We start from the raw sequence: 12,332 nt of genomic DNA, 5'->3' as shown, positions 1-12,332 counted from the left end.
CGGCGGCGCCCGGTTCGCCCCGCGTACTCAGCCCCGGACCTCTTCCGCTTCCGTGCGGGCGATGGTGATCGCGGCGGACGGACACCCTTCGGCCGCCTCGCGCACCCGCGGGGCGTCGACGTCGTGTTCCCGGCCGGGTATGACGGCACCGAGACCGCCCACCTGGGTGAAGACGGACGGGGCCCGGTGGACGCAGTCTCCGGAGCCGTAACACTGCTCGGGGTCGACGGAGATCCTCATGCGCACTCCAGCGGCGGTCGGTTTCGGAGCCTTCACGACCTGCCTGCCCACGGATCGGTGTACTGAACCCGCCCCGCCCGCACGCCTGTTGACCGCCCCGCCGGTTGGCCCGCCCGCCCCGATCCTCGTAAGATCGTCCGGCAATCCCACGAGTCGCGACCGAGGGGGGAACGGTTTGGGGACCGGCGAGCAACTCGTGACCATCGCGGCCGTGCTGGTCGGCGCGCTGACCACACACGTCACGAACTACCTGATGGAGCGGAGCCGCAACCGCAACCAGCTGCTGACGCGGTGGGACGACAAGAAGGTCGACGCCTACGGGGAGTACGTGGACGCCGCCAAGCTGCGGATCGCCGCGTCCGTGCCGCTGTACGAGGCGCGGGAGGGACTGCGCGAGACCCACCGCGGCGAGGAGGACCTCCGCGACGACCTCGCGGCGGCGAGCCTGCGCTGGGGGGCGGCCTTCGAGCGGGTCATGCTGCTCGGCGGGGACGACGCCATCGAGTCCGGGCACGAGCTGAACGTGGTGCTCGCCGAGATCGACTGGCAGGCGACCGGCCGGATCGACGGCAGCCTGGAGGAGTGGCGGGAGCGGCACCGCGCCGCGTTCCGCGCCATCAACGCCTTCCACGAGGCGGCCAGGGCCGATCTCGGCATCCGGGGCCGCGTCACCGGCGAGAAGCACCCGGAGCGCGACCTCCTGGTCCCGCCCGCCCGCGGGTCGTCCGCCGATTCGCCCGCCGCTTCGTCCACCGGCCCGTCCGCCGAGGACTGACCCACGGCGGCTGCCGCCGCCCGTTCACATGTGCGCGTCGGCATGGTTTGGCTCCGGTCCCTCCCCTCGTGGGGACCGGTGCCAAACCATGCCGGCGCCGTTTTCGCGTGCGGTACCGGACGGGCTCGGGGGACGGGCCGCCGAAAGCTGACCGAGAACATGCGGCCTCATGGGGTGGCTCTCCGAGTGCTGAGCCGCTGACCTGTCCGGGTGCCGCGGGGCCTCCTCGCCACTGCGACGCGATCCTGCCACCCGAGGTCGCCGCGGAGGAGGTTCCGGAACCCGGAGGCTGCTGTAGCCGCAGGTCAGCCGTATAGAGTGAGTTTTCCGGTCCGGACGTCCAGGTGCGGGGGAAGTAAGGAGTGGAGACCTTGAGTTTCGACTCAGGGGCACGCACGGCCTTCGCAGAACGCCTCGCACTGCTGTACAGGGAGGCCGGCAACCCTCCCCTCAAACGTGTGTCCGAGGCCGTCGTCCGGCTCCAGCGCGTCGACGAACGAGGGCGTCCGGTACGGGTCTCCGCCCAGCGGATCAGCGACTGGCGGCGGGCCAAGAACGTGCCGGCCCAGTTTCCCGCCCTCGCGGCCGTCCTGCACGTCCTCATACCCCAGGCCCGGCGCGCACGGCCCGTACCGGTCTCCGTCGGTCTGTACGACCTGGTCCAGTGGCAGCGCCTGTGGGAGCGGGCGGTGGCCGACCCGAGCGGTGAACGTCCCGGGGCGGCCGCGGTGGAGGAGCAGACCCCCGCCGAGGCTCCGGCGGCCCTCGGCGGGGTCTGCCCCTACCGGGGCCTGGCCGCCTACCGCCGGCAGGACGCCGACTGGTTCTTCGGGCGGGAACGGAGCACGCGGGCCCTCCTCGCCCAGCTCGACGCCACGCGGGACACCGGCGGTCTGGTCATGCTGGTCGGTGCCTCCGGGGCAGGGAAGTCCTCCCTTTTGAACGCCGGCCTGGTGCCCGCCCTGCGCACCGGCACGCGGGACGCCGGGTGCGGTCCGCCCAGAAGGGTGCTCCAGCTCGTGCCGGGGGCCGACCCGCTCGGCGAACTGACCCGCCTGGTACCGCAGCTCGCGCCCGTCGTCGACGCCATAAGGGAAACGGCGGGCCGGGACCCGGACTCCCCCGGGACCTGGAACCCGGGCGACCCGCAGACGGAGGACGCCGTCAGGGCAGCCTTCGCGTCCTGGGCGGCATCCGCGGAAGCCCCATCCGGGCAGGAGGACCGGGACGGGCGGGGGAGCAGGGGCGGACACAAGGGACCGGACGGGCAGAACGAGCCGGAAGACCAGCACGGTCCGGGCAGACGGCACGGCCAGGACGGACGGAACGGGCAGGACGGGCGGAACGGCCAGGACGGACCGGACAGGCACCGGCCTGGCCCTGCCGACCCTCCCGATCCTGCCGACCCGGCAAGGCAGACCAACCAGGCAGCCGGGGCCGATCGGGCACGACAAGCCGACCGAACAGAGCCGGCTGACGAGGCAGGCCGGACAGGCCGAACAGACCGGGACAGCTCAACGGGCCTGACCGGCCCGGACGTCTCGGCATGCCGCAACGCCCAGACCGGACGGACGGTCCGGGTGAGCCAGGCGGACGGACCGGACCCGGGTGACCGGACCGACCCGGACGGCCCGGACGGCCTGGTCGCCCCAGCGGGGCAGGCGGACGGGGACGACAAAGCCGGCCCAGACGTCGAGGCCGGCGGGGACGGGCAGACCGACCAGGACGCACAGCCCGACCGGGACGGCCAAAACAGGCAGGTCGGCAACAGGCAGGTCGGCAACAGGCAGGTCGGCCTCAGCGAACGGGCACGACAAGCCGACCTCGGCACCCAGGACAGCCCAACCGGCCCGGCGCGACAGCTCGGCAGGACGCCCTCGGACGGCGAGACCCGCCCAGATGCCCCGCCGGGGCAAGCGAACCCGACCGCCCGGGCGATCCAGACGCGCCCACCGGGCACGGCACCCTCCGACGCCCGGGAAGACCACGCGCACCCAGATGCCCCACCGGGCCCCACACCCTCCGACGGCCGGCAAGACCAGGCAGGCGGCCCCGACACCCCCGCCGCCGCCCTGCCGGTCGTCATCGTGGACCAGTTCGAGGAGCTGTTCACGCTCTGCGCCGACGAGGCGGACCGGCGCGTGTTCATCCAGCTGCTCCAGGCCGCCTGCCTGCCCGGCGCCGACGGGGACCCGCCGCCGGTGCTGGTGACCCTGGGCGTACGCGCCGACTTCTACGACCGGTGCCTGCGGTACCCGGAGCTGGCCGACGCGCTGCAGCACCGGCACATGGTGCTCGGGCCGCTGACCACCGCGGAGCTGCGCGAGGCGGTGACCGCCCCCGCCAGGGCCGTCGGCATGGAGCTGGAACCGGGGCTCGCCGAGCTGATCATCCGCGAGGTGAGCACCGACGCCCCGCGCGGCGGGGGCGCCTCCCACGCCTTTCGGGCCGTCGGCGAGCACGACGCGGGCGTGCTGCCGCTCCTGTCCCACGCCCTGCTCGCCACCTGGCAGCGGCGCAAGGCGGGCCGGCTGACCCTGGCCGGGTACCGCGCGGCCGGCGGCATCCAGGGCGCGGTGGCCGCGACCGCCGAGCGGGCCTGGTCCGGTCTGGACCCGGCGGCCCGCACGGCCGCGCGGCTGCTACTGCTCCGGCTGATCCGGCTGAGCGAGGACACGCAGGCCACCCGCAGGCGCAGTACCCGGCGCCGGCTGGCCGAGGAGGCGAGGGACCCGGGCAAGACCGAGGAGTCCCTCGAGGCGCTGGTGCGGGCCCGGCTGGTGACGCTCGACGCGGACACCGTGGAGATCACCCACGAGGCGCTGCTGCACGCCTGGCCCCGGCTGCGCGACTGGATCGACGAGGACCGCGCCGGAAACCTGCTGCGCCAGCGGCTCGAGGAGGACGGGCTGGCCTGGGAGGAGTCGGACCGCGACGCCGCGCTGCTCTACCGGGGCTCCCGGCTGGCGCAGGCCGACGGCTGGGCGAAGTCGGCCGACGACACCTTCCTGACCCGCGGCGCGGTGGAGTTCCTGGCCGCCGCGGTCAGGCTGCGCAGGCGCACCGTCATGATCAGCCGTGCCGCGGTGTCGGCGCTGGTCGTCCTGGCCCTCCTGGCCGTCGGTTCCGCGGTGCTCGCCTGGCAGCAGCGCAACGACGCCGTGTTCGAGCAGGTGGTCGCCGAGGCGGACCGGGTCCAGGACACCGACCCGTCCCTGTCGGCCCAGCTGGACCTGGCGGCCCACCGCCTGCGGCCGGACGACGAGGACGTCAGGAACCGGCTGATCTCCATCGTGAACGCGCCCCTGGCCACCCCGCTCCTCGGGCACACCGGCGCCGTCTACCTCACCTCCTTCAGCCCCGACGGACGGATCCTGGCGACGGCCAGCTACGACCGGACCGTCCGGCTCTGGGACGTCTCGGACCCCGACCGTCCCGAGCAGCTGGGCAAGCCCCTCACCGGACACACCAGCTGGGTGAGCACCGCGGTCTTCAGCCCGGACGGCCGCACCCTGGCCAGCGCCTCGGACGACGGCACGATCCGGCTCTGGGACGTCACCGACCCCGGCCGCCCGCGACCGCTCGGGGCACCGCTGGACGGCCGCGGCGGCACCGTCTACCTGCTCGCCTTCAGCCCGGACGGCCGTACCCTGGCCTCCGCCCACGACGACCACGCCGTCCGCCTGTGGAACGTGGCCGACCGGCGCGCCCCCGAGGCGCTCGACACCCTGACCGGTTCCACGGGGGCGGTGCGCTCGGTGGCCTTCAGCCCCGACGGGGACACCCTCGCGTCCGGCGGCGACGACGACGAGGTCCGGCTCTGGGACGTGAGCGATCCCCGCCGTCCCGAGCCGGCCGGCGCACCGCTGGCCGGCCACAGCGGCCTGGTGCACTCCGTGGCCTTCAGCCCCGACGGCCGCACCCTCGCCAGCGGCAGCGCCGACGACACCGTCCAGCTCTGGGACGTCACCGACCCCGCCCGGGCGAAGCCCGTCGGCGCACCGCTCACCGGCCACAGCGGTCCCGTCTGGGCGGTGGCGTTCAGCCCCGACGGCGCCATGCTCGCGGTGAGCAGCGCGGACAGTACGGCGAGCCTGTGGAACGTCAGCGACCCGGCCTACCCCTCGCAGGTCGGCGTGCCCCTGGCCGGGGGCAGCGGTGAGATGTACGCGCTCGGCTTCAGCCCCGACGGCCGCACCCTCGCCACCGGCAGCGGCGACAGCAAGGTCCGCCTGTGGTCGCTGCCGACGTCGGACATGATCGGCCGTATCGGGGCCTTCCATCCGGACGGGCACGTACTGGCCACGGCGGCCCGCGACGGCCGGGTCCGCCTGTGGGACGTGACGGACCCCGGCCGGCCCGTCTCGCTGAGCGCCCCCTTCGAGCCGGGGGACGGTGACATACGATCGCTGGTGTTCTCCCCGGACGGCGGGACGCTCGCGGTCCTCGTGGGGGGCCGCGCGCTGCAGCTGTGGGACGTCTCGGACCCGGCCGGGCCCACCGCCCACGGGCCGCCCGTGGCGCTGAGCACCCGCTACGCGGGCCCCGACACGCTGGCGTTCAGCCCGGACGGCCGCATCCTGGCCACGGCCCACGACGACCGCACCATCCAGTTGTGGAAGGCCGACGACCCGTCCCACCCCCGTCGCCTGGGCAAGCCGCTCACCGGCCACTCGGGATACGTGAACACGCTCGCGTTCAGCCCGGACGGCCGCACCCTCGCCAGCGGCGGTGCCGACGACGCCGTACGCCTGTGGGACGTCACCGACCCCGCGCACGCCACCCGCCTCGGCGCGGCCCGTACCGGGCACCTCGGGCCCGTCAACGTCCTCGCCTACAGCCCCGACGGCCACACCCTGGCCAGCGGCAGCGACGACGGCACGGTCCGGCTCTGGGACGTCACCGGGCCGGGCGGGGCGTCCGGGACCGGGACCGGGGCCGGGACGACGCTCGCCGGACACACCGACTCGGTGGTGTCGCTGACGTTCAGCCAGGACGGCGCCACCCTGGCCAGCGGCGCCAACGACAACACGGTCCGGCTGTGGAGCGTCACCGACCCCGCCGAGGCGGCGCCCATCGGCCGGGCGATGAGCCCCAACGCCAAGACGGGCACCTTCCTGTCCTTCAGCCCCGTGAGCCACATGCTCGGGGTGTCCAGCGGCACGGACACGGTCCGGCTGTGGAGCCTGGACGTGGACGACGCCATCGACCGCATCTGCTCGGCCACCCGGGGTGTGCTGACCGAGGAGAAGTGGCACGAGTACCTGCCACGCCTGGACTACGAGCCACCGTGCCACCAGTGAGACACCAGTGAGGCACCACCACCGCACACGTGATCCCTGTCACATCGCCGGTACCCGACCGACCAGTCGGCACCCACTGGACACCCGGCCTTGTTAGCCTTGGCCACAGCCCGACCGCTGGCGCATCCCCCGTCGCCAGCGGTCGGGTCTTTTCCCGGACGTGTTCTTTTCCCGGACGTGTCCCACCGCGGCGCCCGACGGCGAACGCGAAGACCCCCAACCGGTACCGGCTGGGGGTCTTGATGCTGGTGGGGCTAACAGGATTTGAACCTGTGGCCTCATCCTTATCAGGGATGCGCTCTAACCAACTGAGCTATAGCCCCGCCGCGCTCTGCGGTGTATGTCCCGCGCGCTGACTCCTGAAGATTAGCGCACGAGGCGGGCAGTCCCAAAATCGGTTGTCGCGCGGACCGAGGGCCGGGACGGCTCGCGGATCACTCGTCCTCGGCGAGCGTCAGCTCCACACCGCCGACGAAGCCGGCCGACAGGTTGTAGATGAACGCGCCCAGCGTGGCCAGGGCCGTCGCGAGGACGACGTCGATGACCGCGATGATCGTGGTGAACATCAGCACGTTGGGCAGCGACAGGAAGGACTGCAGGTCGAAGCCGTTGGACTCGTTGGAGCCGGTGGCCTCGGAGATCGTGCCGCCGACCGTCGAGAAGACGCCCATGGCGTCCATGACCATCCACAGCACGGCGGAGGCGACGATGGTGCAGATGCCCAGCGCGATGGAGAGCAGGAAGCTGACCTTCATCACCGACCACGGGTCCGCCTTCGACACGCGCAGGCGCGCCTTGCGGACGCGGGGCGTGGTGCGGGCGCCGGTGCGCGGGCGGCGCACGGCGGACGCGTTGCCGCCGTGGGTCTGATTGCCACCGTGGGTCTGATTGCCGCCCTGGGTCTGGTAGGCCTGCGGCGGGTGGTAGGGCCCGCTGGGCTGCTGGGGCTGCCGCTCTCCCGGCAGCGGCGAGGCCGCCGCTTGAGTCCGCTGGCCTCGGGTGTCCGTCACAGTTCCCCCCTGGGATCCATGCGTTGAGGACGAGCTCCCCGAGTGCGAGTCGGTCGCTCCGTCGTCGATCTTGCGCAGTTGAGTCGTGTGCGAATCCGTCGCACGCGCGGCTGAGCCACGGCCGCCGCCGCCCGTTTCCGTACCCGTGGGGGTACCGGCCGATCCGGCGCCCGTGGCTCCGCTCACGATGACTCTCTCCTCGTGCTACTCGGCCGAGGGCGCCTCGCCCTCGTCCGTGCCGGTGGTCGCGGCACCCTCGGCGGTCTCGTCGACGACCACATCGCCGTCGACCTCCTCCGCCTCGCGTCCCGCCTCGGCGTTGCGTGCGATGCCGACGACGGCATCGCGCTTGCCCAGATTGATCAGTTGAACGCCCATGGTGTCACGGCCGGTCTCCCTGACCCCGCTGACTCGCGTACGAATCACACCGCCCGAGAGTGTGATGGCGAGGATCTCGTCGTGCTCCTCGACCACCAGCGCGCCCACGAGCGACCCGCGGTCCTCGACGATCTTGGCGGCCTTGATGCCGAGGCCGCCGCGGCCCTGGACGCGGTACTCGTCGACGGAGGTCCGCTTCGCGTAACCGCCGTCGGTGGCAGTGAACACGAACGTACCGGCTCGAACAACATTCATCGAGAGCAGCTCGTCCCCTTCGCGGAAACTCATGCCCTTGACGCCCGAGGTGGCACGCCCCATCGGACGCAGTGTGTCGTCCGAGGCGGTGAACCTGATCGACTGCGCCTTCTTGCTGATCAGCAGCAGGTCGTCCTCGGCCGAGACGAGTTCGGCACCGATCAGTTCGTCGTCGCTGCCGTCCGCCTGCTCCCGCAGGTTGATGGCGATGACGCCGCCCGAGCGCGGCGAGTCGTAGTCCTTCAGCGGCGTCTTCTTCACCAGACCGGCCTTCGTGGCCAGGACCAGGTAGGGAACCGCCTCGTAGTCGCGGATCGCGCGGATCTGGGCGATCGTCTCGTCCGGCTGGAAGGCCAGCAGGTTCGCCACGTGCTGGCCGCGCGCGTCCCGGCCGGCGTCCGGCAGTTCGTACGCCTTGGCGCGGTAGACGCGGCCCTTGTTGGTGAAGAACAGCAGCCAGTGGTGCGTGGTGGACACGAAGAAGTGGTTGACGATGTCGTCTTCCTTGAGCTTCGTGCCGCGCACGCCCTTGCCGCCGCGCTTCTGCGCCCGGTAGTCGTCGGTCTTGGTGCGCTTGATGTAGCCGCCACGGGTGACCGTGACGACGATGTCCTCCTCGGCGATCAGGTCCTCGATGGACATGTCGCCCTCGTACGGGATCAGCTTGGTCTTGCGGTCGTCGCCGTACTTCTCGACGAGCGCGGTCAGCTCCTCGCTGACGATCCCGCGCTGGCGGACGGGGGAGGCGAGGATCTCGTTGTACTCGGTGATCTTCGCCTGGAGCTCGTCGTGCTCGCGGACGATCTTCTGCCGCTCCAGGGCCGCGAGGCGGCGCAGCTGCATCTCCAGGATGGCGTTGGCCTGGATCTCGTCGATGTCGAGGAGGTCCATCAGGCCGCCGCGCGCGATCTCGACGGTGTCACTGCGCCGGATCAGCGCGATGACCTCGTCGATGGCGTCCAGGGCCTTGAGCAGGCCGCGCAGGATGTGCGCCCGCTCCTCCGCCTTGCGCAGCCTAAAGCGCGTACGGCGGACGATGACCTCGATCTGGTGGTTCACCCAGTGGCGGATGAACGCGTCCAGGGACAGGGTGCGCGGCACGCCGTCGACCAGGGCCAGCATGTTGGCGCCGAAGTTGGTCTGCAGATCGGTGTGCTTGTACAGGTTGTTCAGGACGACCTTGGCGACCGCGTCCCGCTTCAGCACGATCACCAGGCGCTGGCCGGTGCGGGACGACGTCTCGTCGCGGACGTCGGCGATGCCGCCGACCTTGCCGTCCTTCACCAGGTCGGCGATCTTCTGCGCGAGGTTGTCCGGGTTGACCTGGTAGGGCAGCTCCGTGACCACCAGGCACTGGCGGTTCTGGATCTCCTCGACCTCGACGACCGCGCGCATGGTGATCGAGCCGCGCCCGGTGCGGTACGCCTCCTCGATGCCCTTGCGGCCCACCACCAGGGCACCGGTCGGGAAGTCGGGGCCCTTGATGCGCTCGATGAGCGCGTCCAGCAGCTCCTCGTGCGAGGCCTCGTAGTTCTCCAGGTACCACTGGGCGCCGGCCGCGACCTCGCGCAGGTTGTGCGGCGGGATGTTGGTCGCCATGCCGACCGCGATGCCCGCCGAGCCGTTGATCAGCAAGTTCGGGAAGCGGGCGGGCAGGACGGTCGGCTCCTGGGAGCGGCCGTCGTAGTTGTCCGTGAAGTCGACGGTCTCCTCGTCGATGTCGCGGACCATCTCCATCGACAGCGGCGCCATCTTGCACTCGGTGTACCGCATGGCCGCGGCCGGGTCGTTGCCCGGCGAGCCGAAGTTGCCGTTGGAGTCGACGAGCGGCATCCGCATCGACCAGGGCTGGGCGAGGCGGACCAGGGCGTCGTAGATGGAGGAGTCGCCGTGCGGGTGGTAGTTGCCCATGACGTCGCCGACGACGCGGGCGCACTTGTAGAAGCCGCGCTCGGGGCGGTAGCCGCCGTCGTACATGGCGTACAGCACGCGCCGGTGCACCGGCTTGAGGCCGTCGCGGACGTCGGGCAGCGCACGCGAGACGATGACGGACATCGCGTAGTCGAGGTACGAGCGCTGCATCTCCGTCTCGAGCCCGACGGGCTCGACACGCATCGCCAGGGCGTCACCCTCGGGCGTGGTCACAGGAGTGTTCTCGTCGGTCATTGCTGGTGAAGGTCCTTCCTGGTGCGGTCAGCTGAGACCGACTCAGATGTCGAGGAAGCGGACGTCCTTGGCGTTGCGCTGGATGAACGCGCGCCGGGCCTCGACGTCCTCGCCCATCAGCACCGAGAACAGGTCGTCGGCCTGCGCGGCGTCGTCGAGCGTGACCTGGCCGAGCACCCGGTGCTCCTGGTCCATGGTCGTGATGCGCAGCTCCTCGGCGTTCATCTCGCCGAGGCCCTTGAAGCGCTGCACCGAGTCCTCGCGGATCCGCTTGCCCGCGTTGCGCCCCATCTCGATCAGCGCGTCGCGCTCGCGGTCGGAGTACGCGTACTCGAAGTCGTCCCGGCCCCACTTGATCTTGTACAGCGGCGGGCGGGACAGGTACACGTGCCCGGACTCGACCAGCGGCCGCATGAAGCGGAACAGGAAGGTCAGCAGCAGGGTGTTGATGTGCTGGCCGTCGACGTCGGCGTCGGCCATCAGGATGATCTTGTGATAGCGGAGCTTCTCGATGTCGAAGTCCTCGTGCACCCCGGTGCCGAACGCGGAGATCATCGCCTGGATCTCCTGGTTCTGCAGGATCCGGTCGATGCGCGCCTTCTCGACGTTGAGGATCTTGCCGCGGATCGGGAGGATCGCCTGGTACTGCGGGTTCCGGCCGGACTTGGCCGAGCCGCCGGCGGAGTCGCCCTCGACGATGAAGATCTCGCACTTGGTCGGGTCGTTCGACTGGCAGTCGGACAGCTTGCCCGGCAGCGAGGCCGACTCCAGCAGTCCCTTGCGGCGCGTCAGGTCGCGGGCCTTGCGGGCCGCCACGCGCGCGTGGGCCGCCTGGATGCCCTTGCGGATGATGTCCGCGGCCTCGTTGGGGTTGCGGTCGAGCCAGTCCGTCAGGTGCTCGTAGACGACCTTCTGGACGAAGGTCTTCACCTCGGTGTTGCCCAGCTTCGTCTTGGTCTGGCCCTCGAACTGCGGCTCCGCCAGCTTGACCGAGATGATCGCCGTCAGACCCTCGCGGATGTCGTCACCCGTGAGGTTGTCGTCCTTCTCGCGCAGCAGCTTCTTGTCGCGCGCGTACTTGTTGATCAGCGAGGTGAGCGCCGCGCGGAAACCCTCCTCGTGCGTGCCGCCCTCGTGCGTGTGGATGATGTTGGCGAACGAGTACACGCCCTCCGTGTAGCCGCCGTTCCACTGCATCGCGACCTCGAGGGACAGGCTCTTGTCCTTGTCCTCGGCCTCGAGGTCGATCACGGTGGGGTGCACCAGCTCTCCCTTGCGGGAGTTGAGGTACGTCACGAAGTCGACGATGCCGCCCTCGTAGTGGTACGAGACGGTCTTGACCTCGTGCTTCTCGTCCTCGCCCGCCTCGTCCGCGCCGGCGGTGGCCTTCGCCGACTCGCGCTCGTCGGTGAGGTTGATCTTCAGGCCCTTGTTGAGGAAGGCCATCTCCTGGAAGCGCCGGGAGAGCGTCTCGAAGGAGTAGTCGGTGGTCTCGAAGATGTCGCCGTCGGCCCAGAAGGTGACCGAGGTGCCGGTCTCCTCGGTGGCCTCGTGCCGGGCGAGCGACGCCGTGGGGACGCCCAGCTTGTACTCCTGCGTCCAGCGGTAGCCGTCGGTCCTGACCTCCACCGCCACCCTCGTGGAGAGGGCGTTGACGACGGAGACACCCACGCCGTGCAGACCACCGGAGACCGCGTAGCCGCCGCCGCCGAACTTGCCGCCCGCGTGCAGCACGGTCAGCACGACCTCGACGGCGGGCTTCCCCTCGGAGGGGACGATGCCCACCGGGATGCCACGGCCGTTGTCGACGACGCGGACACCGCCGTCGGGGAGGATCGTGACGTCGATCGTGTCCGCGTGACCGGCCAGCGCCTCGTCGACGGAGTTGTCCACGACCTCCTGCACCAGGTGGTGCAGGCCCCGCTCACCGGTCGAACCGATGTACATACCGGGTCGCTTGCGGACCGCGTCCAGACCCTCGAGGACGGTGATGGCACTGGCGTCGTACGACGCGGAAGCATCGCCGTGCGGGGTGCTCACCGCGTCGTTCACGCCGGTGTCGGTGGACGGGTTGTTCTCGTTGGGGTTGCCGGAATCGGCCACGAAGCGCCCTTTCTGGCACAGCACGAGCCGGGCTCGTCGGCAGGTTGCCGGAGCGGCTGCGGCATGTTGCGTTGGTAAGCCTTGATCAGCGTTGCTCAGCTA

General features: G+C 71.1%; 6 protein-coding genes and 1 tRNA gene. 2 read left to right on the top strand and 5 right to left on the bottom strand.

Going from position 1 to position 12,332, the window contains the following annotated elements; genetic code table 11:
* Positions 1–27: 27 nt before the first annotated feature.
* Positions 28–240, bottom strand: coding sequence for a ferredoxin (locus ACFV9J_RS28515; protein WP_003975067.1), 213 nt, complete (start codon positions 238–240; stop codon positions 28–30).
* Positions 241–436: 196 nt separating this feature from the next.
* Between ACFV9J_RS28515 and ACFV9J_RS28510 the strand changes: the two genes are divergently transcribed.
* Entirely contained in the window at positions 437–1,015 is a 579-nt protein-coding gene (locus ACFV9J_RS28510; protein ID WP_385358628.1) for a hypothetical protein, read from the top strand.
* 362 nt (positions 1,016–1,377) lie between these two features.
* The gene (locus tag ACFV9J_RS28505) at positions 1,378–6,318 is read left to right on the top strand and encodes a hypothetical protein (protein WP_385358627.1); all 4,941 of its coding nucleotides are present in this window, start codon (positions 1,378–1,380) and stop codon (positions 6,316–6,318) included.
* Positions 6,319–6,564: 246 nt separating this feature from the next.
* Here the strand turns inward: ACFV9J_RS28505 and ACFV9J_RS28500 are convergent.
* The 4 genes from ACFV9J_RS28500 to gyrB all read right to left on the bottom strand — a co-directional run bounded on the left by ACFV9J_RS28500 (position 6,565) and on the right by gyrB (position 12,230).
* Positions 6,565–6,641: transfer RNA gene (locus ACFV9J_RS28500), tRNA-Ile, on the bottom strand.
* A 111-nt stretch (positions 6,642–6,752) separates the two neighbouring features.
* On the bottom strand, positions 6,753–7,514 hold the full coding sequence (locus ACFV9J_RS28495; RefSeq protein ID WP_385358625.1) for a DUF3566 domain-containing protein: 762 nt from the start codon (positions 7,512–7,514) through the stop codon (positions 6,753–6,755).
* 18 nt (positions 7,515–7,532) lie between these two features.
* Positions 7,533–10,127, bottom strand: coding sequence for a DNA gyrase subunit A (gene gyrA / locus ACFV9J_RS28490; protein WP_385358623.1), 2,595 nt, complete (start codon positions 10,125–10,127; stop codon positions 7,533–7,535).
* Positions 10,128–10,169: 42 nt separating this feature from the next.
* On the bottom strand, positions 10,170–12,230 hold the full coding sequence (gyrB, locus tag ACFV9J_RS28485; protein ID WP_385358621.1) for a DNA topoisomerase (ATP-hydrolyzing) subunit B: 2,061 nt from the start codon (positions 12,228–12,230) through the stop codon (positions 10,170–10,172).
* Positions 12,231–12,332 lie beyond the last annotated feature (102 nt).

The sequence above is a fragment of the Streptomyces sp. NPDC059906 genome, assembly GCF_042730645.1.
Lineage (GTDB): Bacteria > Actinomycetota > Actinomycetes > Streptomycetales > Streptomycetaceae > Streptomyces > Streptomyces rubrogriseus.
This window is presented reverse-complemented; position numbering and strand designations above follow the sequence as displayed.

What these genes read in the sequence shown, in the direction of transcription:
- ACFV9J_RS28515 (WP_003975067.1), bottom strand. Translation starts at nt 240, where the DNA reads ATGAGGATCTCCGTCGACCCCGAGCAGTGTTACGGCTCCGGAGACTGC.
- gyrA (WP_385358623.1), bottom strand. Translation starts at nt 10,127, where the DNA reads ATGACCGACGAGAACACTCCTGTGACCACGCCCGAGGGTGACGCCCTG.